This window comes from Pseudarthrobacter sp. Y6 (assembly GCF_050156205.1).
GTDB lineage: Bacteria > Actinomycetota > Actinomycetes > Actinomycetales > Micrococcaceae > Arthrobacter.
This window is the reverse complement of record NZ_CP189574.1, coordinates 1,190,752-1,215,082: the sequence shown is the minus strand read 5'-3', so window position 1 is coordinate 1,215,082 and position 24,331 is coordinate 1,190,752. Positions and strand designations below refer to the sequence as shown.

Sequence of the window (24,331 nt, the reverse complement as noted above, 5' to 3'; positions counted from 1 at the left end):
CCCGCGGCGCTCGGGATGCCGCTTCGTACGTGCAAGAACGGGTTTCCCTCCACGAGGCATTGGTTTGGTGCCTGAAACACTTGCCGCTGGACCTTCCGCACAGTGATGATGGCGTAGCGCACGACGCGCTACTGGCTGTGGGTTTGGGGTTCCCTCAGCCGGGCTATGCGCCCCAGAAGGCTTCATTGCTGCACTTTCCTTCGGCCAATACGGCCGCGCACCGACCATCCGCCCGCGATGTTGCGAAACTGGGTGAGTTGCTGGACGACGATGTATGGGCGTTCAGTAACTGCCGGGTGGACGCACCGGGCAGGCCGGTCGCCGAGGTTGACTGGTTTTTCTACAACGTCCGGCATGGGACGCTCATGGTCAGCGAGTGGAAGGGCTTCCCCCAACGCGTGGCGTCAGCAACCGACACCGGCACACCTTGGCGGCTCGACGGCGGACTGAACGTTCCCAACCCGATCGAGCAAGTGTCGCGGCAGCTCGACGCCGTCCGCGCAGTCCTGAGGGGCACCATCCTTCCCCACCACTTCCCAACCTTCGATCCGCAGCAGCTGCTGCTCATGCAGAGCGTCTACTCTCCCCAGGTGGACGACGGCACAACCATCGAGCGGATCCGCTGGGGCAAGGTCTACGGCAGTCTGCCGCATCTAGCCGGGTTTATTTCAACGGCCACCAGCAAGTCGCCGCTGACATTGCCCGACGACGGCGCCCGGCTCGGTCTTGCAACAGCGCTTTGTGCGCTGTTCCGCACCAGCTTCCCCGCCGACGTGAAGGCCAAGCTGCGCAGCCCAAAGAGAGGCGGGGACACCGACGTCGTCCGGCGGATCAGCGCGATCCACCGGCACATCGCGGCACTCCACACCGAACTGGCCGACCTCATCGTGGTGGCCGCCGGAAGTGCGGGCACCGCCCAGCCGCCAACCGCAGCCGAAGCGCCTCGGGCCAAGGTCTCAAAGTCCCAGGCACTGACCGAGCAGCAGCGGATGCATGACCATCTGGCGCGAAGCTTCCAAGGCGTCAACAGCAGCAGGGATGACGCAGCCAAGGCACTGGAAAAGGCATGGAGGTCGGTGCTCAACGATCCCCTGCTGCACGGGGACACCGGCATCAGCATTTCCCTCTTCGGTTCCGTGGGGACGCCGCTGGTGAAGCAGCGCCACGGGTCATTGCCAAAGGTGCTCGGCATGCAGCTGCGCAAGTGGTGCCTGCTCCAGGCCAAGGCCTTCGGGATGAAGCCGCTGGACATTCCCGGGAAGCCGTCGAACATCCGGGTGCGATGAGCGGATCCGTTGATGCAGCCACGGCGCGACATGCTTGGTTAGGGACCCCGCCGGTGGCTACTGCCGCCCATACGATTAGCCCATGCACGCACCCGCCGCCTCAGATCTCCAGGCCACCGATTCCGCAGTCAGAACAGCCCATATGGACCATGCCCTTTCCCACAGGAAAATGGAGGCCCGGGCGGCAGCCGACCACACCGGCAAATCAGAGGGTCCCGCCATCCTTCGAGTAGTGCCGCTTCTGCGGGTGTCCGGACCCAAGCGCGAGCGTGTTGTGCTGGTGGGTCACAGCCGCCTCGTGGTCCAGGACCTTCACCGCGTCGCAGTCGAGTCGTACGTGACCAACGCTTGGGTTGAAGGCTCCGACGAGGGTGAGTTTGTAAGAGTAGGTGTTGATGCGGCGTCAACGGACGGCCGGGTCACGGCCGCAACGGCAGAATTCAACCGCGAACTCCCGGCGTGGCCTAACGCGGCCTCGACGGCAGACGCGCAGCTGCACATCGCGAAACATGCCAAGGCCTTGGCCGAGCTTTCCCGCAACGCAGTAGCAAGCGTCCGGGAGATCCGCTACGACCTCGAACACCTGCTGGCGCACTTCAGCAGCAAGGGCCTGCCCACCACGAGCAACACTCCGATCGTCGCGTCCCTTCTCGAGTTGAACATCATCTGCGGCCGCGCTGCGGATGAAGCCCGGGAGGCGGTGCGGGAAGGCCTCTGGCTGCACCTCTCAGATTCCGAGGCCTATCACTCGTACCGGCGGCTCCAGGACCCGTCGATCATCAACGATGCCGCCGTCGCAACCTCCGCGACCCGCAGCTGGATGCGCCTTCACGATGCCGCCGTCCGCCAATGCCTTGAGATGCGCAAACAGCTGGACGCCGAGTCCGGCTCCGCCCGCGACCTCATGGCCGCGGCGGCCAGCGTTTCAAACTCGAGGGAAGCCGACTCCCAGTCCGCGTTCAATACGCTTGCCGCGGTTGCCTCCCTCGGTCTGGGCATCCCGGCCCTGGTTCTGGCCCTGTACGGTGCCGACCGTCTCCTCCCTCTTAATACCGAGCCCAGGCAGCTGGCGTTCATCCCGGTCGCTGCCGGGTTGCTCTTCGCAGCGGTCATCGCGATTTGGCGGGCCCCGAAGGGAAAATCCAGCCGAATCTGGATCTTCGGAGCCATTGGGATCATCCTCATTCTGCTGAGCCTGCTGGTCGCTGCGGGACTGCTGGCGCCGTCAAGTTAACCTGAGCAGAGATACCGACTCACTAGCCATCCCTGGGGGACAACATGTTGGAACTGAAACGCATTTATTGGAGCCGCCAGACGCTTAAATTGGCCTATTCTGCCGTGATGGTGTGGTTAGCCATCTCCGCCGTCGGTGCGCTGATGCCCAACAAAGTCCCCACCGTAGCCAGCCCGGGCATCTCGGGCGTCACCGAGGTTGCACGGGAAATGTTAGACCGAGTCGTGGCGGCGGCCGCACCCCCTGGACTCATGCTGGTCGCCCTGGCGATCGTGGCGGCGTTCGTTGTGGCCAGGGACGTCCGACGCCGGGACCCGGTCAGGCGCTTTACGCTCCAGCAGCGCCGCGAAGGTATGGCACGCGCTGCCGGGCAGTGTGAAATGGAGGCAGGGTTCGGCCGGCGCTGCTCCCGGCCGGCCGAGCACGGCGACCATTTCTATCCGTGGTCCAAAGGCGGCTCCACCAGCATGCAGAACTTTGTTGCTGCCTGTGCGAGGTGCAACCGAACGAAGGGTGCCGGGATTCCGTCCCCCGGCCAGCAGGAACGGATACAACGACAACGGCGGGACTACGTCCCATCCGACGGTTCCGTCAGCGTCGGTGAGCGGCAGCCGCTGCGCTGAGAACGTAGTCAGCGTGCGATGCCGAGAAGACGGCATGCGATTGCCCGCACCTACACCCCGCCAGTCTTCTGAATCTGCTCGATGAAGTTCAGCTCGCGGCCGTACTCAGGACCGTCTTGGTAGGCAGATGGACGTGGCCTACCTGGTCGGTTCGAACGTCCGGAGATTTTACGATTCCCCATTGATGGCGCCTCCACCTACTGCACCACAAACTCCCCAGGCCCTCCCCTCAGACTGACATCGGAAACACCAGGGTGGAGGGGCGGGCTGTGGAGCTTTAGCCAGAGCTTCGTGGGCCCGCTGGCCGTGGGCGGTGCAGGAGCGGATGAGGATGGGGCCAGCACAGCCCCGGCACCTGCGCGACGTCGCCGACGTCCTGGAGTTGCGGCGGACCGGCTGGAGTTCTCCGAAGGGGCCGACTGGTCCGAGGCCGGGATCGGCACCAACGCCATCAGCGAGGCGCTGGTCACCGGCCGTCCGGTGCAGCTGTTTTCCGCCGAGCACCTGGTCCGCACCCACTATGAGTGGGCCTGCACGGCGGCGCCCATCACGGACCCGGCCACGGGCCGGCTGCTGGGCGTGCTCGACGTCTCCGGACCGCTGGACACCCTCAGCGCGGACACGCTGCGGATGGTGCGGTGCGCGGTCCGGGTGGCGGAGTCGCTGCTGGGAACGCCCGACGGCGGGACGTCCTTGAGTGCCTCACCTGTCCGGGGTGGGTCCCGGCATACCGTCCGCCGGCCGGTTGCGGCCGTTGAGTCGCTGAAGCTGCTCGGGGACAGGCCTGCCGCGGTGTTCCGGGACGGCAGCCGGGTGCCCCTGACGCTGCGCCGGGCGGAAATCCTCGCTCTGCTGGATTCACGCGCCCAGGGCTGGACCGCCGAGGAGCTGGCCTATGAACTCTATGGGGATGCGGGCACCACGGCTGCCATCCGCACGGAGATGTTCCGGGTCCACTCCATGCTGGGCGAGGCTGTGGAGTCCACCCTTACCGTTTCGTCGCGGGTCTGACCGGACGTTCGGATTCGGGGCGGGTGATGCGGCTGCGCGCGGGACTGGTGGCTCAAGCGTTGGAGGCGTACCGGGCTCCCCTGCTCAGCCGCTCGGGCGCCCTAGCCGTGCAACTGCTCCGGGACCAGCTGGACCTGGCCCTCGGGTCAGCCGTGCGGTCCATCGGCGACACCGGGCTCCTCATCCGATGGCTGTCGACGGACATGGGCTCCGCGGACTTCGAGGCTGTGGAGGCCCTTGGCCGGCTCGTGGGTCGCGGGGATGCAGGGTACTTTGCGTTCCGGGCGTCCTTGCTAACCGGGGAGCGGAATTTGCTGATTTAGCCCCTCATATGTTCGCATCAGAGGTCTAGCCGCCTGCGCAGGAGGCAGAACTCGCTGCCCTCCGGGTCGGCCAAGACGTGCCATCGCTCATCACCGGTCTGCCCGACGTCGGCAGGACGGGCGCCCAGGGCGAGCAAGCGTTCCAGCTCCGCGCCCTGGTCCCGGTCCACGGGATTTGACGTCAATGTACAGAGGGAGTCTTCCCGCCCGCGGGTCGTTGCTGGGGCTCAGGATGATCGTCGGCTGCACACCGCCGAACCCGGCGTCAGGAGGCCCGATCTCGATCGCACCGTCCTCCAGTCGAGCTCGACGTAGCCGAGGACGTCACTCCAGAACCGTGCGAGCAGTTCGGGGTCGGCGCAATTGAGGACCCGTTCGCTAATACGGGAGACCATTAAACTCAGTGTACGGAGATAGAGGAGGACGACGGCGGAGCCCCTCTGCCCATCGATCTCGCCAATCGATCAGCCGGCTGCCACGGCCGGTCCGCTGCAACGCTGGATATCAATCCCGCCCACGACAGTCCCGAACGGTCAGCAAAGGCGTCCAGGGCCGTAAACACCTCATCCGCACTCCAGTGCCTGCCGTTCGTGAGCCAGCAGGCTTCCTCGCGGACAAGGACAGGAACCGGACGGCGGAGATCGACGGCGTCTCCATGGGCGGAGGTGGGACGGCTACGGCCGCGTCGCGCCGGTGCACCACTTAGGGCTGGGTGGACGCGAACGTCCGCAGCGCCGTGGTCCTCACCGGCGACGTGCACCGCAACTGAGGCAACGACCTCAAGGTCGACTACCGCGAATCCGGCGAGGCTTGGAACTCGCACTTGAAGTTCTACAACAACAGCGCGGCTACGCGACCACCAAGATCACAAGTCATTATGCGTGCCTGTGCCAGAAACTGATCGGAGTTTGGCACAATCAAGTCAAGGTCCCACTTTCATTGGAGATACTGTGCCGTTCCAGCCGTCAACAACCATTAAACGAGTTTTGAATGATATCCAGAAAAAGGAACTCGTCCTTCCTGCGATACAGCGCGAATTTGTGTGGGATGCTTCTCAAATCGAGATGCTTTTTGACTCCATCATGCGGGGATATCCAATCGGGCAGTTCCTCTCGTGGAAAGTCAAACCGGATACTTCACGACTGTTCAAATTCTATGATTTCATGCGAAATTTTCACGAGTGGGATAGTCCACATAATGAGCAGCTCGATCTACCTACACAGTCCGTCGTCGCGGTGCTAGATGGCCAGCAACGACTCACGGCTCTCAACATTGGGCTTCGCGGATCATTTGCCGACCGAACCCCTGGCAAGTGGGTTGGAAAAAGCTCTTCATATCCTGTGCGCCGCTTGTTTCTTAATGCGCTCGCCGAGCTTCAGCAGGACGAGCGGGGCCGCGAATTCGACTTCAGGATGCTGACTGAGAAGCAGGCCGTTGCCGCGAGCCGCACCAGCGACTGCCAACTTATCCCGGTCAGTGAAGTTTTCGACATAGAGATGATGAAAGTTCACGAGTTACTGATCAACCACGGCCTCGGTAACGATGCGGCTGCAGGAAGGCGCGTGTACGAGCTTCACCGCGCGGTACACACAGAGCAATCCATTACCTTCTACCAGGAAGAATCCCAAGAAATTGAGCGCGTCCTCGACATCTTTGTTCGGGTAAACTCCCAGGGTGCAGTTCTTTCCCACTCCGACCTCCTGCTTTCGATTGCGACCGCGCAATGGGAGACTCGCGATGCACGCAAGGAAATAAACGCGCTGATTGATCGTCTAAACAGGATCGGGGCAGGTTTCAATTTTCGTCGAGACTTGATCCTCAAAGCTGGCCTTGTTCTTGCCGGTATCACCGATTTTAGTTTCAAAGTCCAAAATTTCAACGCAGAAAACATGGATCGGCTAGAAGCTGAGTGGGACGGAATCAGCGCCTCGCTGGCTCTAGCAACTGATCTGCTTTACGATTTCGGCCTGTCATCGCAAACGTTGCCGGCCGCCTCGGTGCTGATTCCGGTCGCCTATTACGTTCATACGCGCCAGCTCTCGGAGAGCTACCGCGCCAGCAACGTAGATAGGGGTGACAGATCCTTGCTGAAGTCATGGGTGCTTCGCAGTCAGATCAGCGGCGGGATATGGGGCGCAGGACTGGATACATTGCTGCGCGACCTTCGCAGTGCTATTGACGGCGCCTCCGGAGGCGGTTATCCGGTCGCCGAAATCGAGAAACGAATGGCTGCGAGAAACAAGTCGCTCATCATGAATGATGAAGAAATCGATGATCTCCTTAGCCTGGCGTATGGGCACCAACGAACTTTTGCAGCATTGGCAATACTGTTTCCGCATGTAAACACCAGAAATGTTCACCATGTAGATCATGTGTACCCTCGAGCCCTATTGGCCAGACCGCGTCTCAAGAAAGCTGGCCTGACTGACCACGAAATTGAACTCATACAGCAGCGCACCAACATGTTAGCCAATCTAGAGCTACTCGAAGGACCCGAAAACATTGGCAAGTCCGACGTTGACCCCGCGACTTGGTTGAGGTCTAGGTACTCACCAGAGCATGTTGGCACGCATATGGAACTCCACAAGCTGCCGACGTTGCCCGTGGACGTCCGGGATTTCAATGACTTCTTCGAGCAACGGAGCAAGCTTCTGCGCGACCACATCAAAGATGTGCTCGGCAGCCACATCAATTTGCCGGCCAACTGAGGTCTTGTTCACAGGCAAGGACAGGAACGCCGCGCCCCAGATCGACCACGTCTCCATGGACGCGTGGGACGGCTACCCCGTTACCTTTTCGTAGCCCGTTCCTGTTGCAGGATGAGGGTGTGCTGGCCGCCGACCCCGGCATGAGCCGCCCCCCGGTCGTCCATGTTCCGGGTGTTGTCACCGGGGGTCCGGTAGGTGCCGGAGAGACCGCCAATAGAGGCAGGACAGTGTGGGATCGTCGCGCCTAACGTGGATGCCGCGCTCTGATACCGAAGACAGTCCAGCACAAGTGTCAGCTGCTGCGGCTGGGAGGTACCGGTGATCGGAAACCACGAGAGCATTGATGTCTTCATCGGTCTGGACGTCGGCAAAGGCGAGCACCACGCCGTTGCCGTGGACCGGGCCGGAAAGAAGCTCTTCGAAAGGCTTACCCAACGACGAGCTCAGGCTGCGCGAAATACTGGCGTCACTGCTGAGATTGTCGCACCTATATGCCCACGACGGGGTCTGTCTGCGCTGCCTTCTTGCGCTTATACCACTGGACACCTTTGTAGGCGCCATAGCTGGCGCCGGCGATAGCCACGATGCCGGCAACGACGAACCACACCTTTTCCGGGTCGATCTCGTGCTCGACCTTGGCCGCTTCCTTGCTCACCTGGAATGCTTGGAAGTGCGCCTCCGCCTGGGCCTGCGCGACCTTCGCCGCGGCGCTCAGCGCTTGCTTGCGCGCCAAGATGTCCTCGCGCACCTTCGCGAGCCTTTCGGGCGCGGAGTCGAGAACTTCGGTGATGCTGGGGGTGAAGTGCGTCGTCTCCCAGAACCGGTGCGCGAATCCGCCGTATCCATTGTCGTGGACCTGTTGAACTCCGAACTCCTTGCCCTTTGGCGTGAGGCCGTACGCACCCGGTTCGCCGTAGAGGAACCCCTGGTCCTTCAGCAGATAATTGACCTCCACAGCGGTCGCACCGATTTGCTTGCCGATGCCTCGTGCGGATAATCCATGAGCATGGCTGTCCATGAGTGTGGTTCCTTCCTGATCTAGAATGCCTGTGTACGAGTACTCGTATGTGTATGAGTTGAACCTATACAAGTATCAGTAAGGTGTCAAAACTATGGGCAACCGATCCGCAGGCGAAGTCCTTGCCGAGGCGCGCAAGAGCCTTGGCTGGAGCCAAGCAAAGCTCGCCGAAACTCTTGGCTTCAGCACCGTCCTGATTTCGAAGATCGAAAGCGGCGTGCGCGCCCCATCTGAAGCGTTCATCCAGGCTCTTTCGTCTCATCTGCCCGAGACGGCGGGCGCCGTCCAGGAAGCTGCAGGCTCCGAGGCGCATTCGGACAAGCGCAAAAGCGGGAGTCTGAAGGTGGTTGACGCGATGAAGCTTGCGAAGAAGAACGGCGAACGAGCCAACCGACTCAAGGCGCGAGCAGAGAACGATAAGCATGTGGCCGATGAGATCGCCCAACTTCTCGTCGTGAAAGTTAAAGAGTTTGACCGTGAAGTGGTCGATCCATTCTCTCGACTTCTGACACGCGTTGCCGACCTGCCGGAAGATGTAATCGTGCACGCGGACGTTCAGCCCTCGCACGCGAACCCGGAGTTCTCTGACGCGCTCAAAGACGCGCAGTTGAAGACCAGCAAGAGCATCTTCGCCCTGCTGGGCGCCGGCGTTCTCGGAAGTGGCGCCGGTGCAGCGGTTGGGGCCGGAGCTGCAACTGCCACGTACATGACGGTTGCGAGCATCGCTACGGCATCCACGGGTGCGGCGATCTCAAGCTTGTCTGGTGCTGCCGCCACATCGGCGACTCTCGCCGCCATCGGGGGAGGCAGCTTGGCTGCGGGCGGCTTGGGGATCGCGGGTGGAACCGCGCTGCTCACCGGTCTTGTCGCGATGCCGGTGATCGCGGCAGTTGCGGGTGCTGTATTGGCGAGCGGCGGACGCATCCTGGAGAAGCAGAAGTCGGTCGAGCAGAAGATCCAACAAGCGGAGACTGACTTTGAGGCGAATGAGGTCATCGTACGCAGATTCGTGACTCGCGCTGGGAGGATCAACGAGATCTTGACGGTGGCGCTACTCGCTGCGCGCAACCACCGACGCACCATAGAGCGCGCGTTGCCTGATCAAGGCGACGTTTCATGGGCTGAACTCGATCCTTCAAAGCAGGCTTCAGTGCGCCGCGTGGCAGAAATCGTCTTGGCGTGCCTGACCGTGCTCGCGCTGCCAATCGGCATGAACCTGAAGCAGGGCGCACCGAAAGACGCCATGCACGCCGAAATCGTTGACGAGAACTCCGTTCCTCAAATCGCGCCCGAACTGGAAGCGGGCCGCGAGCTTGAACACGAGTTCATCGACTTCGCAATCGAACAGTCCTTCAGCCAAGTCGCCCGATAAAGCATCCGCTTGAGCACCGCCCGCTGAGCGTTGCTCAAGCGGGATAACCTCCTTTTGGGGGAATGGCAGCGGGAGCACCGTCCCTTCCGAGGAAGTGCGACGATACTGATATCGAAGCTACTTCATGAATTAGAGGAGAATCGGTGACGCTAACAGAGATGCACGTTCCCTTGAAAACTGGATGCACGCTCGATTTGCCAAGGCATTTCGGGTCACCACGATCTCCGATTTTGAAGCCGGTGTCCTCACCAAGGGTGATGTCACTCGAGAAGTTATGAAGAGGCGTATCGGCTATACGTCGAAAAAATGGCCGCTGCAGGGTTCCTCGTGGAAAAAATAGTTGATGACGGTGGTTACTACGTTCGAAACTACTCGGAATGCACAAGTAATCCGTGAGTGACTGCGAGCGGTGGACGGATAAGTGCGGAGTCCGGGCGGCTTCGACAGTCGTGGGCTCTGTGCTTTGGAGCGGAAGTTTCGGACCGCCTCGGCGTCGCTTGCTATGTAGTCTGCAGACTTCCGCGCTGCGGGGAAGTAGGGGCGCGTCTCGCTTGCCGTCCTGGGCGGGGTCGTAGTTGCCACGCTTCCATTCCAGCTGGCTCAGGTCGACGTCGTCGGAGACGCCGAAGTAGTGGAACGGCACCAGCAGGTCAGCGTCCAGGGCGTCCCAGACCGTCGGAGTATTATTTGCGACGGATTGCTCCGACCGACGGCTGAAACAAAGGTCTGACTCGCGGCGCACTCCGATCAATGCTCACGCATCCAACTCTGACGGGGACGATAGGTAGATTGTCGGCTCAGCCTGGTATCCTGGAGTGTCGGATATCAAGGGGTGCATGTGTTTCCAATTATTGATCTCTTCGCCGGGCCCGGAGGCCTGAATGAAGGATTCTCAAGTGTTAGAGACGAACGGGGGGCCTACGTCTTTAGAACCTTGGCGTCGTTTGAGATGGATAGCCTTGCCTGTCAGACCCTCAGGTTGCGAGCGACATACCGAGAGCTCGTTCGGTGTGGAGGAGATCTGCGACCCTACTTCGATTACATCGAAGGCAAGCAGACATGGCAATCCGTGCTCACTGGCGACTTCAAAGAAGCCTACTTAGCGGCCAAGGCTCACGTCTACCAGGTCGAACTTGGAGAGGACAATCGCCCCGAAGTGGACAACTTCATCGAGCGTCAGCTTGGACCAGAGAATGAACGAGGACACTGGGCACTCATTGGCGGCCCCCCGTGTCAAGCGTATTCCCTCGCTGGGCGGTCCCGGAGGACCGGCGATGAGTCGTTCGCGTCCGACCACAAGCATTTTCTTTACCGTGAGTACCTTCACATCCTAGGCAAGTTCAAGCCAACGATTTTTGTCATGGAGAACGTCAAAGGGCTCCTCTCGTCAAGAAACGGCGACAGCAGCATGTTCCAAACGATTCTCGAAGACCTTAAGCGCCTACCCGGCGGTGCTAGCTACGAGATCCGCTCACTAGTGGTTGACGCCGAACCGCGAGACTTGGACCCGTCAGACTTCATCATTCGTTCCGAAGAGTACGGTGTGCCTCAGAAACGGCACCGCGTGATATTGCTCGGAGTTCGAAGCGACGTTGCGGGGTGCCTTCCGCGGAGTGCTTTAAAGAAGGCAGATGGACCAGTTACGGTTCGAGCCGCACTGCAGACTATGCCTAGCGTGCGTGCAGAGACCTCAAAGAGAAGGCCGAAAATCGATCAGGACTGGGTAGCGGTCCAGAATCAAGCACTTGACTCGGTCCGCCGGATGGAATCAGTGTCCAAGCATGAGCCCGTGAAAGCCGGCACGTTGGCTATCGACGAGTATGAAGGGTGGATCCATGAAACGTCACTCTCCGCGCCGATACAGCATGATCCACGTGCTCACATGGTTTCCGACCTTGCTCGGTACCGCGTGATGGCTGAACTAGCCGAAAGATTGGGCAAAAGCCCTAAGTACACAGACCTGCCAGTTTCGTTGCATCCTGAGCACAGCAACGTTGGCCGGGAACGCACCCCTTTCACGGATCGCTTCCGAGTGCAGGTCTGGGATGCGCCCGCGACGACGGTGGTCTCACACATTTCCAAAGACGGGCACTACTACATTCACCCCGATCCACAGCAGAACCGCAGCTTTACCGTGCGAGAAGCCGCGCGCCTCCAATCCTTCCCCGATAATTACTTCTTCGAAGGGGCCAGAACACAGCAATTTCACCAGGTGGGAAATGCCGTGCCGCCTTTGCTTTCTAAGCAGATTGGTGTCGTTGTTGCTGACATGTTAGGGGCCCTTTAGTGCCTTCTTAGTCGGCAACGGATGGCATCGTGCCTTTGATGGTCAGTACATAGGCCATTCAGTCGCAAATATTCTGGGCTTAGAATCACGGGCGCTGAGAGTTTCTATGGGAACCTCCGCTGGGGAAATGCCCAAAGCTGAAGCGGACTCTAAGAATAATGATGTGACGAATACGTCCACCTGCTGGGATGACATAACGAACACAGATTGGACTGCCATCTTGCGCAGGAGCCTTTTCGTGGCATCTCGGAAAAGTTCCATGCGCCGGCCCGTGTTCGTTTCTGAGGCGAAAGCTAATAGGTGTGCCCCCATCGCTCGCGAGAGAAGCGGATAGCCGCCAATCCGCGGCTTCTCCAACAGGTTGACAACCTCATCCTCACCCAGCCGGCCAGCCAACTCGGGCCCGAGAAGATGAACTCTCCACCAAAGTCGTCCGATGGTCGTCCTGGTCATGTCGAACAGGCGATCCTCGGAGATGTTCCACTTCTTGTTCTGTACGTTGAATCGTCCATATCGCCAGAGGACGACATCAGGAACAACGGCCGTATTGATGAAGTTCCAAACATCTATCGCAGAGGCGTCAGCGGGCATTATGGCCATCTGAGCGTGAACTTCAGGCCCAACGCTTCGGTCGAACTCAACTAATACCTTGCTGCTTACCGCCGAGGGGAAGCCAAAACCTTCAGCAATGCCCAGTATCTTTGTTCTGAGACTCGTCAGCTCCTCTGCGCCGGCGCGCTGGCGAGCCAGGGGATAATACGGCGCTTGAATATTAGTTAAGTCAATGGACGAACCAATCTCCGACAAACTCTGTGAACGCAACAACTCCCATGACAGGGAAGAGTCGTACAGTGCCATGCGTGGGTAGCACAACAAGGCTTTCTCCGCGGTCACTTTACTCCACCAACCTTGGCTTGCAGTTCCGCTTCCAAACGACCCGGATCCTCTTGGTAACGTTGCCGGAGCTGATCCAGTGAATTTCCCAACAGAGTGACCAAACTGCTCAGAACACACCCCAGCGATTCCTCCGGATATGGAACTTGGAGGCTCAACTCATCGTTACTTAAAGCCTCGCGAAGGAGTTGACGCATGAAATCAATTTCGAGAAAACGCAGCCACATTTCCGATTCCGGAGAATCGGGGACCTCCAACATCCGCACAATGAATGGGTTGTCAACATTCAGCCACAACCAAATTGCGGAAGAGGCACTGGCCGTCAGGTCATGGGTAGACAGCCGGAGCCACCACAGAGAGCTTTCGGAACCTACGATGCCATGGTCGGCAAAGCTCACCGGCAGCATTGGCAACCGTGGCGCTATTCCCTCCAGCAGAATTTTCCGTTCCACCCGGAAGACCGTGTTCCCGATTTTTTTGGGCGCAAAGGGACTCTCCACGGTCCGACCGGGCTCGAGGAGCGACATCTGAAAATCAAGAGTTAAGCCTCCGGAAATCTGACTTCCCGGAACGGTCAAATAGATTTGTTGCCGGCCGCTGCGCACGCTGCGGACATCCGATCTCATAATGAGAGGCGTTCCCGTGGATCTAGCGACAATAACTGCGCCTAGGCCTGCACTGGCTGGAAGCCGTAGTCGGCGGAGTGTCGACTGAAGATCCAACTCAAATGTGCATTTAACCAATATGTCGTCGTAGTACGTCCAATCTTCGGCCGCGGTATCCTCCTCAGAAAGAGGAGAATCTCCCACAGAAATTTCCCAAGCGAGAGTGGATACTTCCTCTAACGGCAGTGTGAGATAACCGAAACTAATGGCCTGCAAATTCGAGCTCCTCTACGGAGGCACTGACGCGGATGGCCGTGTCAGCCGGCTGGGTGAACACCGCGGTGATTTCGTCGTCATAAGGCGCAAGCACGGTCAAGACCTCGCCGGATGACAACAACGACCCCGAGGGGGAAATCCAACCGGCGAAGCGAGGAAGCTCGGCACCAAGTGGACCCTCCGATTCGTTCCCTCCGGACTCGGTCACAACGCGGGCAGCAACGCGGACAGCGAGAGAGCTTCCCGGTGTGCCGCCGGTCAATGAGAAGGAATATTTAGCAACCACCTCACCGTCCAAGAGGTCTAGAGAAGCCGAGGTAAGGAGCCGTACTGCGGCTCTTCTTGATCTCCTTGACCCAGGGGCGCTTGGCCCCGCAGGTGGCTGAAGCTCAGCACCCGTGCCAGAGAACCCCGCCAAGAGGCCACCTAGCGCAGCAGCTACACGAGAAGCTCCTCTGGAGTGGACCCCGTCTCCTGCCGCCGCACCCTTAGCTGAGAGACTTCTGAAAGTGTCCCGAATATTATCTAGCGCAATCCTTACGGGATTCGGTGCATTCTTTTCGACCGTCGCTTGACGGTATACCCAATCGTCGTGAGTTACGGGTTCAGATTCTGCAAATTTTTCATTCATCTCTGGCGAGGAAATGAACACCCCAAAGACTGGTACTCCATTGGGTGGAGCTGCGACGGATAGGTATTTGACGACCATTCTTGGGTCACGCAGGAGTGCAACAGTGTTCTCCAGCTCGGCGCCCGTCGCAACAGGCGTGTGGCTCATGCGATGCGTCAGCAGACCCAGATAGCGTTTGGGCCGCCTGCTAGAGATGCGAGTGAAGGTGGTTTGCCAATTGCTCGTATGGTCGGCGTCTAATATTCTCTGACGGCCTTCCATGTAGGCCGACGCAAACTCGCGAAAGACCGGATGGTCCAACGGTTGAGGTCCCGGGATGTCGGCGCCGTCCGCGCTGAAGTTGAATCGAATATCTGGTCCTTTGCCGAGATCGAGGGCATGCGGCCAGGCCCATTTCAATGCGGCGTCAGCGATTGCCGAAACTCGTTCACGACCGTTCTTGACGCCAGCAAAATCGGGTGCGATAACCATGATGCTGGTGCCGGTACTTTCACTGGACGGTATGCGCATGCCCAGGCTCTTTGCTAAATCCCGGGCAGCTCGTCCTACCAAAGGATCGACAATCCCGTCAACGCCAGGCACCCCCCACCAGTTCCGTCCGGTATAGCGGCTAGCTCCGTCGTCGTAGTCGCCGTCACCACCAGACACGCCAATCAGCCGCGGCTCTACCGCTCCCTTGTAGTTGGCCTGAGAGTAAACGAGACATAGGCCTACTTGGCTCGCCCGGTAAAGGACACCCTTGCCAAGCCCGTAAGTACCGCCCTCCAACCCCTTCGAAGTCGACCGGCCAAGGTTTCGAACGAAATCAACGAAGTCTCGAGACTCGCCGGATTTCCCTGAAACATCCGCCCTAATTGGCCCGCCTAAACCTCGAGTGTCTCCATCCTCTATGACGAGGACTCGAATGCGCTTGTGAAATATGTGTTTATGCAGGCCGGTCGATCTGCAATTCGGGGGAAGCTGGCTGAAGACGTCATTCGTCAATATCCGAGTCTGGTCCTCGGTCATCTCGTACTCATCTACGGAATACGAAATGTGTCCGGCCCTGTCTACACGGGCGTCCCAACTGTTTTGCAGAGACTCGCGGAGCACGAGATCCCAAAGCCCAAGTGATGTACGCCCGATGGCATTATCAGCCGAGCGCGCATCGAGGCCACCATCAGCACCGTACTGCTGCCTGTACAGCGACAGCATCAGTCCTGCCCGCCGCTCGCCAGAGAGACCCCTGACAAATCGAGGTCGGTTGTCTCCATGTGGCCCAAGTCAACGGAGTAAGCAATGTTGCCAAGCCGCTCAATTGTGCCTGCCGGAACGAGGGTGTCGGCAGTAATCCTCGGGAAGTTGGCGTCAACTAGGTACGAGTTCTCGGACAGCGTTGAAAATCTCAACCCCCCGTAAGCAGATGAGTCGGCATCCGAGTAATTTGCGCCGCTTAGCACTGTCAGAAGATCAAGCCTGGAGACACCTAGCGCAATCACTTCCTTGACCTTATCCGGAACGGAGATGCCGTTGGGAGTGCGCTCCAGTTGGAAGGCTCTGAGGTAAAGGTCACCCTGATCCGGCGCCGCCAACTGACGTCCGCCGTGGATCGTAACAACCATGTTGTTGTGATTGGTCGTGGCCTTGACCTCTACGGCGCAGTCGGAAAATACAAAATCGTGCCGGTTCCCGTTTGGCCCTTGCCATGCTGACAAGGCATAGGGTCCATGCGACTTGACAAGCTCATGAAGGACTGAAAGCTCCGCCATAATGCCAGCCAACTGCTCGGCCCCCAAGAGGGACCCTCGCTCGGACTCAAAGAGGTTCCTCCAACGGTCCAAAGTAGCCGAGACTGCCTTTGCTGCCCCTTGTGGGGCTTGGGCAATTGCATCCAAAACGTCGTCTGCCAATAGCCCGAACTGGTGGTGCAGCTTTGGGTCGATGCAGCGGAGAATCACAAAGGGCCGTTGCACACCATCCACAGCAAGTTCGGTTGTTTGCATTGACAACGATTTACTGGCCCAGTTCGGGGGACCGTTCTTTGATGCGCCAATCGGGACGAGTACTGTGGGCTGTCCGGCCGCGTCTACGGCACAAAGAACTTCGCCGTCTGCCGCCGATACGCCAGATTTCCGTGAATGAAAGCTCCCTGCAGCTGAGACATCCTTGGCTAGGAAATCAAAGACTGAAGCCGATGATTCCCTCATGCTTTTACCAGCTCTTCTTGGACAGCCTTCTCTTCGTCCAGCTCATCGGCTGCCTCCAGCTCCTCTTCAAGGGCTTCAAGATAATCGGCATCTACCTTCGCGGCAACGTAATCGACCACTGATCGAGGATTGCGCGAGTCGGGGAACATAAAGCAGAGCCCAATCACGTCCGCCGCCGCGAACAGCGGAACCCGGCGGTTCTCTGCGGGCTCTAGAGCGGATTTGTCCAGTCCCGGATCAGAATCCTTGGCAATGGGGTAGATGCACAACAGACCTTTTCGGTCGGACTTCTGCCGCAGTTGCCGGAACTGCAATAACTGCCGGTCCGTGATCTTGTCTGTCGACACTAGGTTCAGTGATTTCCGGATGAAGTCCAGGCCGACATCAAGATCGGCAACACGGTCGGAAGTCGACGCAATTGCCTTCAAATTGGCCGTCCCGTCGTCGCTCGGAATGTACATCTTCTTGCGGCGCAGGAGCCGCACTTTTCCAACGAGCCCTAGATCCAGCTCTTCCTCCCCGTTCAGAGGCTCCATGAGTACAACGTCCCAACGCTTCAAATCACCTTCGGAACGTTCCCTTTCGATATACCGGCGTATCGCGTCCTTGTCGATGGATTTTGCCGCGTCATGAACCTTATATGCATCGAGGAAGTCCAGAATGTCGTCGGCCGAAACGTCTTGGAACCCGCGGCGGGACGCTTCGAGTTCATTTTCATCATGGCCTTGGTGTATCAGACGCCCAAACAGATTCTTGGTTGCCGTGATGTTGCCATTCAACCAGTCTGAGTCTCCTTCGTTGAACATGATCGTCTGCACACGACGTCCGGAATAACTGACCTGCGCCTTGACTGCAGAGCGCATTTTCGCGGCCGACGTCACTGACATTTGGGGATGGGTACGGATCTTGACGGGTAGTTCGGCCGGAGTCTTACCCTCCGCCTCGTAGACCTTGATCTCCTCGCGTATCTCAGCTTCAACGATGGACAACATGAGAAACCAGCTCTTCAGCTCGGAACTCATCCAGATGCGGATCAAATCTTCGTAGCCCATTCGGTATCCAAACCAGCGCCCCATTTGAAGCAAGGTGTCGTATGCCGACGAAGCACGGACAAAGTAGCTCGCTGTCAGACCTTCAAGCGTCAACCCACGGGACAGCGTGTTGCCACCGATCACGATTGCTGTCTGCGGATGCTTTTTGTCGTACTCCAACCGGTCATTCGATTTGTAGTTATCCACGATGACTTTTGCGGCACGGGCCGTCTCAATCAAGTGGGGCATCAGGTCGTCAAAGGTAAGCGGCTCATTGCCGAATGTATCCGCCTTCACCCGAACCGACTCGGAGTCCCAAAGATCTCGGAATACGGCGAAAGCCGTAGGAGCCTCATTAACCAGCTCCGCCCTGAGCGCATCCAGATGATCTACGACTGCTTCTGCAGTCTTCTCATGCGCCCCAGCCAACATCGAGGTATGGATAAGCATCGAAGAATGGGCCACTTGGCCGGCGCGTAGGCGGCGAGCCGCCGTTGCCAGGAGGAACCACCGGATCGCGGCGTCCATTGCCTCAGGTACGTCGGGGGACCATTGTTCGAAAAGTGTCTTGTTCCGTGGGGGACGAACGACATCCACCTCCAATTCGGAGATCAACCGGACCACGTCCAAGCCATCATCCACAGGATCTTCAAGGCTCTCAGCCTCAAGCTGACCAAATATCCGTTCCGCACCGAAATAGTTATCCGGGCGCGGGAGGTCCACTATGAAGTCCCGCGGGTACAGGTCCTGCTCCACACTTGGATCGATAAGAAGATTTGCGAACGGGGTAGCCGTATATGCGATGTAAGCAGCCTTGGGGTTGCCCAGGAGGTCACGGATTAGACCGTTGATAGTCGACTGACGCTTAGTACCAACATCTATGGACGCTTGATCTGCCTCATCGTCAATGATCAAAATGGGACAACTTTGACGCGTCGTCGCGGACGCAGTTTTGATCCAATTGCGAAGTCGACGAAGCCTGGAGGGGTTCTTTTTTACGACAGCAATTGAACGCATTGACGGATTGCTCAGTATCGCATTCGCCGAAGTCGTCACGCTGAAGTCAAGATCGACGGTAGTCAAGGGGTTCCAGATTGAGACGCAGGGATCGATCAAGTAATCATTGATCCGGTCCTGCGTCTGCGTTCGAAGGTTTTCGGTCGTCCCGGTGAGAACGATAATGAGCCGGTATCCAACGTCTGCCGCTTTCGCCACCACGGACATGAAGTTCGTCGTTTTGCCGCTTTGGACGTAGCCAAGCACGAGACCCCTCGTATTGATGGTCTCTTTGCCCGGAGGACTTCCGAGGCCGATCACCATGGAAGACGCTGCATCCACGCCTTCTACCGCTGTTGCAGGAAGTTCCTGCAACAGCCTGGCTTTCAGCGTCGGCCAAACAACATCATCGTGTCGGGGACCGGAGTACCAGAAGCCAACCTTGCGATGTTTGTCGGCCAAAAAGTCGGGATCCGGGATCTCCTTTATGAGATTCAACCGCTTCTCGTACAACACTCGCGCCGCGTGGACAAGTCCCGCCGGCACGTACGTCAAGGCTGCCTGAGCCCCCTGAAGTGTCTTGCCGCCTGCAACCAACGTCGCAAGCGTGTCAGCCATCGCTTCGACATCGCTGTCGGAGTACTCCGGTGCCCCCATGAAATCTCCCATTTTGTATGTGATTATCAACCCTTGTCAGATGTTAGCGGCAGCAGTCGAAGGAATCACAATGCCGAAAAGCAAGGTTTCAGGCCCCGCCAACCCGCCAGTTTGCGCTGAGCCACAGAGCACGTAGCGTTCTGACCGCCCATCCTATGGCAGCAGGCGGCCAAAGAGGTCAAACATCAGTGGATACAGCCGACCATTGAGCTGGCGATATTTGGAATACAGATCAATCCTGCGGTCCCCCATTTCTAGCCAGCCGAAGTTATCCAGCTGCGCTACTGGCTGACCGTCACGCTGCAGGATCCAGCGAGTATCCTCCCAAGGCTGCAGACGATCGCGCGATATTGATGACTCAGGGTCAAGGGGTCCACCGCTGAGTTCGCTCGTTGACCACTCCAAGCGCCCACCCAGTGTGAGCTCCAACATCGAAGCCATCACGCGATAGTTCAGCACCCTGGGCGTGGTTGCCGGCGACTTCTCAGGGCGATAAATGTTTTGAGATTCTTCCATCGCGATCGCTATAGCTCTGGCGCTTGACATGGCCAACGCCCTGTCCCAAGAAATCTGAAAATCCCCACCGGAGCCGGCAGTGAAGCCCAGACCACGGCGTCTTGCTTGGTACTCCGGACCGCTGGCGTTAGTCAGCATTAAGGCGTCAGCATGTGCAGCCGAGCCGTCATATCCCGTGAGGCCGATGTATAGCCCCTGGTCCCGTCGACTCAGCTCGCTCGCCACCCTCCATGCCAAGGCGTTGATCTGCCGGTATCGAATAGTCCCGTGTTCTGCGTACATCAATTTGCCCCCTGTTGAGCCGTCCATGCCTGTGTCCGTCGTCGTTTACGTCATTCTTCATGGGGAGCCCTGCAGTTCAACCCAACGCTTCGCGGGACGTCGCAACTAATTCCTCCGCACCCACAACCGCGAGGGCCTCCCCCGCGTCCCGTCGGACATCTGCCCGGTTCGGACCAACTTCGGCTCCATAAACCGCCGGAACGTGTCCCGCATCAGCGGAGCACCCACAACCGCTTCGTGCAGTTCCCGCAGATCCTTCAAAGTAAACGGTTCTTCCAGCAGCGCACCAGGGTCCGGCGCCGCCGTGTAGGCGGCCCGCAGCCACTCCACCGCCTTGGCTACGATGGCAGCGTGCCCGTAGGGCAACCCTGCGATCAGCTCCGGTTCCCCGGTCACGGATGCCAGCCTGACGCCGTCGGACTTTAGCGCTTCCTCCAAAGCCGCCAGCGGCACGACGTCCACGTGCGCCACCGACAACACCCAACCGCGGTCATCGCGCCCCGGCTCGTCAAACACCTGCAGCTGCCGCGGTACCCGCCCGGAGATACCGGCCTTCTCCCGCAGGCAGCGCAGCACCGCGTCCGCCAGGGTCTCGTGTTCGCGCAGGAACGTGCCCGGGAGGGCCCACTTTCCGTGCTGATGATCCTCCGCGCGTCGCACTAGAAGCACGCACACGCTCCCGTCCGCAGCGGTCAGCACCGCCGTATCCACCGCCACCGACGGCCGCGGGTAATCAAGCAGGGACGCGCCGGGAACGTCCTTGGAAACCATCACATCTCATTTATCGCAGTCTTGCGCTAAAGATGCAAGCCATGCATACTTGCATCAATTAGCGCAGAAATGCATTAAATCAAGCGGAGGTCACCATGAAAGTCCCACAGCTCCACGTCGGCGCCGGCAGCAGGCTCGGCCCCCTCAGCATCTTCCCCGTCTGGACCTCAGGCTCCGGCAGCCTCGGCATCAGCACCGGCACGCACGCGGACGTCGCCGTCACCGAACTCGCCAGCGGTGCCCAGGTGGCCCGGCTCACCGTCACCAACAACGGTCCGCACCCCGCGCTCCTGCTGGAAGGCGAGCTTCTCGAGGGCGGACAGCAACACCGGACCTGCGCCCGCGACGTCGTCCTCGGCCCGGGCGAAACCCGCGACATCGGCACCTTCTGCGTCGAGGCCGGCCGCTGGGAAGCCGGCCAAAGCAGCCACCGCCGGCAGGCACGCCGCGCCCCGCTCAACGTCTGGTCCGAGCTGGCCAACGGCCTCAACGGCGAGCGCGGGGCCAACCGCCAGGGCCGCATCTGGGAGCGTGTCAGCCGCTTCGACAACGCCCGCGGCGCTTCGGCCACCAGCTCGCTCCTGCAGCACATGGACTGGTTCAAGGACGACAAGGAGGAACGGAACCGCTTCGACGCCTCGGACGCACCGAAGCCGCTCGAAGGCCAGCGCGGCGTGGTGATCGGCCTCGGCCAGCAGCCGCTGCTCCTGGAAGTGTTCGGCACCCACACGTTGTTCCTCCGCCACTACCGCCATCTGGTCGAAGCGGCACTGCTGGATCTGGAACTCTTGCCGCCCCAGGCGCTGGCATCCGGACCGATGCCCGGCGAGCGCGCCCGCGACTTCGCCGCCAACATCCAGGCGATGGACTTCGGAACGTTCGACGGCGGCCCGGCGGCTGTGGAGGTCCGGAACCACGGGCCGTTGCGCAGCCGCAACATCTCCCGCACCGCCGGACCGGTCACCGCCGCCGGCATCGCCGTCGCACTCCCCGGGCGCCGCCCCCAGCTAGCCCACCTGACCGGCTGGAACACCAAACACCCCCTGATGGAGATGGCATGAAACCGAACCCCCTGCAGAACGACCGCGCGGCTGGCGTCCTCGTCGCCCTGGCCGCGGGCGACGCCCTCGGCGCCGGCTACGAGTTCGGCGCACCGCTGCCGGACGGTGCCGAAGTGACCATGAAGGGCGGCGGGCCGTTCGGGTTTGCGCCGGCCGAGTGGACCGACGACACGTCCATGGCCATTCCCATCGCACAGGCGCTACTGGAGTCAGTGTCCGACGGCGGGTCCTCCTCCCCCGCGGCCCTCACCATGGCGGTCCGGGCGTGGACGTCCTGGGCCGCCGAGGCGAAGGACGTGGGAGCGCAGACCAGCTCCGTCATCGCGGCCGCCCGCCGACTCGCCGCGGGTGCCGGGCGAAGCAAGGTCAGTGCCGCCGACTTCAGCGCCGCTGCCGCCGACTTCCACGCCCGCACCGGCCGCAGCGCCGGCAACGGTTCGCTGATGCGCACGGCCCCGCTTGCCCTGGCGTACCTGGACCGGGAACCGTCTGAACTGATGGCTGCTGCCGGTGTGGTGAGCGCCCTGACCCACGCTGATCCTGATGCGCAGGAGGCGTGCGGGCTGTGGTGCGTTGCCATCCGCAACGCGGTGCTGACCGGGCAGCTTGATGTCCGGGCGGGCCTGCCGCTGCTGCCTGCTGATCGGACTTCCCTGTGGCTGGAGCGGATCGACACGGCCGAACGTTCCCGTCCCCGCGACTTCACCCGCAACGGCTGGGTGGTGGAGGCGTTCCAAGGTGCGTGGAGCGCTGTCCACTTTGCGGGCTTGTCGGCGTCGGGGCCGGCGCACTTGCGGGCGGCTCTGGAAGAGGCAGTGCGGGGCGGGCGCGATACCGATACGGTTGCCGCGATCGCCGGTGGGCTGCTGGGTGCTGCATACGGCTACACCGCAGTGCCATTCGAGTGGCGGCAGCGCCTCCATGGCTGGCCCGGGATGCGGGCCCGCGACCTCATGGTCCTAGGCATGGAACAGGGCCGCGCCGAAGGCCGCCGCCCAGCGTCCTGGCCCCGGGCCGAGCGGCACGACTACAGCATGTGGAGCCGCACCGATGTGCTGGTTCAGCACCCGCACGACGACGGCGTGTGGCTGGGCGGGGTCGGCTCACTTCAGCGGGTGGGCGAGCTGGGAATTGACGCGGTGGTCTCGCTTTGCCGGCTCGGGACGTTGGATGTGCCAGGGGTGGCTCCGGAAAACCACGCTATGTTCTGGGTCATTGACTCCGCCGTTAAAGGCGACAACGCACACGCCGCATTTGTCCTAGAAGAGGCCGCTGCCGCCGTCGAACGCTACCGGGCGGAGGGCAAGACGGTGCTGCTGCACTGTGTCCGGTCGGAGTCGCGGACCCCGACGGTCGCTGCTCTCTATGGGGCGCGCGTTGCCGGTATTTCTCCCTTGAAGGCGCTGGCGGGCCTGCAGCGGGTGTTGCCCCGGGCGCGGCCCAACGAGCTGTTTATGCGGGTGCTGCGAGATGCCGAGGGTGCCGTCGATCGAGTTCCCGGCGAGGCCACGCCACCGGTTGCCATGTAATGTCCGAGCCTGCTGATAGGAATATGACCATGACAACAACTCCTGAACTCAGTCGGGACCAGCGCGACGCCGCAATGGTGGAGCGCTACTCCGACGGCGAGACGCTCGAGGCCATCGGGCAGAGCTTCGGCATCACTCGCGAGCGCGTCCGGCAGATCATCGCCAAAGTGGGCGGAACTAACGCCGAGGAATCCCGCAAGAACCGGATTGCAGCACGGGAAGCGGCCACGGCGGCGGCCCATGAAGCCTTCCTGGCTGAGTACGGGGATCTCGCCCGCCAAATGGCCAAGCGTGGCGTGACCCGGCCGGACGCCGTACTGAAGCTGCAGGCACTCTACCCGGCGATCGACGTCGACCTGGCCGAGGAGGCACTGCGGGAGTCCAGCATCGTGTTCGACAAGAGCCAGATCGACGACATCTTCTCGAAGGAAGCAGTTGCCGCAGGCGTCTGGTATCTGCTTGGCGCCGAACTCCGGTTGGCCCCGGACCCTGCGTGGGCCGTAGTCAACCTGGACCTTTCGTTGATGAGCGAGCTGAGGGCAGCTCTCGGGTCCGCGGAAGCAACCGTCGACGACGTGGCCACCATTCTCGGTGTCATCGGTGCGGCACAGAAGCACCTCACTGGCAACCCCTCAGCCAGCATCACCGGCAAGCGCTACCAAGAGCTCCGCGAGGAACTTGTCGTGGCTCTGGGTCTGGTGTCCAGGCAGGGCGCGTTCCCTTGGCCTCCAACCCGGCAAACTGTCATGAAGCGCTTCGGTGGCTGGAACGAGGCCTTGGAGGCCATGGGTGTCGGCACCATAACCCAAGGCCGCCCCAAAGGCCTGCTGAAATTCACCCGCGAAGACTACGACGACGCTGTGAGCGACTTCTGCTTCTTCGCCTCAGCTGCCGAAACGAATGCGACGTATGCAGCTTATGACGAGTGGGTGAAGCAGGAAGTTGCCGCTGGCCGGTCAAGGCCCTCCGGGGCGTCGGTGCGAAACATCTATGGCACGTGGACGGATGCCGTCCGTTCGGTGCAGGAGTAGGCG

Annotated in this window: 19 protein-coding genes and 3 pseudogenes; 13 read left to right on the top strand and 9 right to left on the bottom strand. The window is 60.4% G+C overall.

Translation table 11 applies throughout. The features are described 5' to 3' along the window. Window positions 1-185 precede the first annotated feature (185 nt). The 5 genes from ACQCSW_RS05870 to ACQCSW_RS05850 all read left to right on the top strand — a co-directional run bounded on the left by ACQCSW_RS05870 (window position 186) and on the right by ACQCSW_RS05850 (window position 4,477). The gene (locus ACQCSW_RS05870; protein ID WP_426989910.1) at window positions 186-1,286 is read left to right on the top strand and encodes a hypothetical protein; all 1,101 of its coding nucleotides are present in this window, start codon (window positions 186-188) and stop codon (window positions 1,284-1,286) included. Between the two features lie 82 nt (window positions 1,287-1,368). Continuing rightward, complete coding sequence (locus ACQCSW_RS05865; protein ID WP_426989909.1) at window positions 1,369-2,520, top strand: hypothetical protein; 1,152 nt, start codon at window positions 1,369-1,371, stop codon at window positions 2,518-2,520. A gap of 107 nt (window positions 2,521-2,627) precedes the next feature. Further along, on the top strand, window positions 2,628-3,143 hold the full coding sequence (locus tag ACQCSW_RS05860; protein ID WP_426989908.1) for an HNH endonuclease: 516 nt from the start codon (window positions 2,628-2,630) through the stop codon (window positions 3,141-3,143). Window positions 3,144-3,434: 291 nt separating this feature from the next. After that, window positions 3,435-4,154: a GAF domain-containing protein gene (locus ACQCSW_RS05855; RefSeq protein WP_426989907.1), complete on the top strand. Its 720-nt coding sequence runs from the start codon at window positions 3,435-3,437 to the stop codon at window positions 4,152-4,154. A 26-nt stretch (window positions 4,155-4,180) separates the two neighbouring features. Further along, a complete protein-coding gene (locus ACQCSW_RS05850; RefSeq protein ID WP_426989906.1) occupies window positions 4,181-4,477 on the top strand; it encodes a hypothetical protein in 297 nt (98 codons plus the stop codon). Window positions 4,478-4,494: 17 nt separating this feature from the next. Here the strand turns inward: ACQCSW_RS05850 and ACQCSW_RS05845 are convergent. Continuing rightward, window positions 4,495-4,872 (bottom strand): annotated as a pseudogene (locus tag ACQCSW_RS05845) (VOC family protein). A 209-nt stretch (window positions 4,873-5,081) separates the two neighbouring features. On the opposite strand from ACQCSW_RS05845, the pseudogene ACQCSW_RS05840 reads away from it, so the two are divergent. From ACQCSW_RS05840 to ACQCSW_RS05830, 3 genes and pseudogenes are all read left to right on the top strand, one after another. Next, window positions 5,082-5,243 (top strand): annotated as a pseudogene (locus ACQCSW_RS05840) (alkaline phosphatase D family protein); the annotation flags it as partial. Window positions 5,244-5,427: 184 nt separating this feature from the next. Beyond that, window positions 5,428-7,185, top strand: coding sequence for a DUF262 domain-containing protein (locus tag ACQCSW_RS05835; RefSeq protein WP_426989905.1), 1,758 nt, complete (start codon window positions 5,428-5,430; stop codon window positions 7,183-7,185). A gap of 253 nt (window positions 7,186-7,438) precedes the next feature. Next, window positions 7,439-7,663: pseudogene (locus ACQCSW_RS05830) on the top strand (IS110 family transposase); the annotation flags it as partial. A 9-nt stretch (window positions 7,664-7,672) separates the two neighbouring features. Here the strand turns inward: ACQCSW_RS05830 and ACQCSW_RS05825 are convergent. Continuing rightward, window positions 7,673-8,203, bottom strand: a complete 531-nt coding sequence (locus ACQCSW_RS05825; RefSeq protein ID WP_426990751.1) for a hypothetical protein — start codon at window positions 8,201-8,203, stop codon at window positions 7,673-7,675. A 94-nt stretch (window positions 8,204-8,297) separates the two neighbouring features. Between ACQCSW_RS05825 and ACQCSW_RS05820 the strand changes: the two genes are divergently transcribed. Both ACQCSW_RS05820 and ACQCSW_RS05815 read left to right on the top strand, forming a co-directional pair. Next, window positions 8,298-9,575 carry a helix-turn-helix domain-containing protein gene (locus ACQCSW_RS05820; protein WP_426989904.1) on the top strand — a complete coding sequence of 426 codons (1,278 nt, stop codon included), beginning with the start codon at window positions 8,298-8,300 and terminating at the stop codon, window positions 9,573-9,575. A 1,156-nt stretch (window positions 9,576-10,731) separates the two neighbouring features. After that, window positions 10,732-11,862 carry a DNA cytosine methyltransferase gene (locus ACQCSW_RS05815; RefSeq protein WP_426990629.1) on the top strand — a complete coding sequence of 377 codons (1,131 nt, stop codon included), beginning with the start codon at window positions 10,732-10,734 and terminating at the stop codon, window positions 11,860-11,862. 42 nt (window positions 11,863-11,904) lie between these two features. On the opposite strand, the gene ACQCSW_RS05810 is transcribed toward ACQCSW_RS05815, so the two are convergent. The 7 genes from ACQCSW_RS05810 to ACQCSW_RS05780 all read right to left on the bottom strand — a co-directional run bounded on the left by ACQCSW_RS05810 (window position 11,905) and on the right by ACQCSW_RS05780 (window position 20,707). Beyond that, entirely contained in the window at window positions 11,905-12,756 is an 852-nt protein-coding gene (locus tag ACQCSW_RS05810; RefSeq protein ID WP_426989903.1) for a hypothetical protein, read from the bottom strand. Continuing rightward, the gene (locus tag ACQCSW_RS05805) at window positions 12,753-13,382 is read right to left on the bottom strand and encodes a hypothetical protein (protein WP_426989902.1); all 630 of its coding nucleotides are present in this window, start codon (window positions 13,380-13,382) and stop codon (window positions 12,753-12,755) included. Before ACQCSW_RS05805 ends, ACQCSW_RS05810 begins: the two co-directional genes overlap by 4 nt. A 241-nt stretch (window positions 13,383-13,623) precedes the next feature. Next, the gene (locus ACQCSW_RS05800; RefSeq protein WP_426989901.1) at window positions 13,624-15,462 is read right to left on the bottom strand and encodes a hypothetical protein; all 1,839 of its coding nucleotides are present in this window, start codon (window positions 15,460-15,462) and stop codon (window positions 13,624-13,626) included. Next, window positions 15,462-16,454, bottom strand: a complete 993-nt coding sequence (locus ACQCSW_RS05795) for a PD-(D/E)XK motif protein (protein WP_426989900.1) — start codon at window positions 16,452-16,454, stop codon at window positions 15,462-15,464. Before ACQCSW_RS05795 ends, ACQCSW_RS05800 begins: the two co-directional genes overlap by 1 nt. Next, on the bottom strand, window positions 16,451-19,150 hold the full coding sequence (locus ACQCSW_RS05790) for a Z1 domain-containing protein (protein WP_426989899.1): 2,700 nt from the start codon (window positions 19,148-19,150) through the stop codon (window positions 16,451-16,453). Before ACQCSW_RS05790 ends, ACQCSW_RS05795 begins: the two co-directional genes overlap by 4 nt. Window positions 19,151-19,291: 141 nt before the next feature. Next, window positions 19,292-19,963: a hypothetical protein gene (locus ACQCSW_RS05785; RefSeq protein WP_426989898.1), complete on the bottom strand. Its 672-nt coding sequence runs from the start codon at window positions 19,961-19,963 to the stop codon at window positions 19,292-19,294. A gap of 78 nt (window positions 19,964-20,041) precedes the next feature. Beyond that, window positions 20,042-20,707: an NUDIX hydrolase gene (locus tag ACQCSW_RS05780; protein ID WP_426989897.1), complete on the bottom strand. Its 666-nt coding sequence runs from the start codon at window positions 20,705-20,707 to the stop codon at window positions 20,042-20,044. A 95-nt stretch (window positions 20,708-20,802) separates the two neighbouring features. On the opposite strand from ACQCSW_RS05780, the gene ACQCSW_RS05775 reads away from it, so the two are divergent. From ACQCSW_RS05775 to ACQCSW_RS05765, 3 genes are read left to right on the top strand one after another with little or no spacing between them, the layout of a single operon-like run. Continuing rightward, the gene (locus ACQCSW_RS05775) at window positions 20,803-21,768 is read left to right on the top strand and encodes an ARPP-1 family domain-containing protein (RefSeq protein ID WP_426989896.1); all 966 of its coding nucleotides are present in this window, start codon (window positions 20,803-20,805) and stop codon (window positions 21,766-21,768) included. Further along, window positions 21,765-23,297, top strand: a complete 1,533-nt coding sequence (locus ACQCSW_RS05770; protein WP_426989895.1) for an ADP-ribosylglycohydrolase family protein — start codon at window positions 21,765-21,767, stop codon at window positions 23,295-23,297. Before ACQCSW_RS05775 ends, ACQCSW_RS05770 begins: the two co-directional genes overlap by 4 nt. A 29-nt stretch (window positions 23,298-23,326) precedes the next feature. Then, a complete protein-coding gene (locus ACQCSW_RS05765) occupies window positions 23,327-24,328 on the top strand; it encodes a sigma factor-like helix-turn-helix DNA-binding protein (protein WP_426989893.1) in 1,002 nt (333 codons plus the stop codon). Window positions 24,329-24,331: the final 3 nt, after the last annotated feature.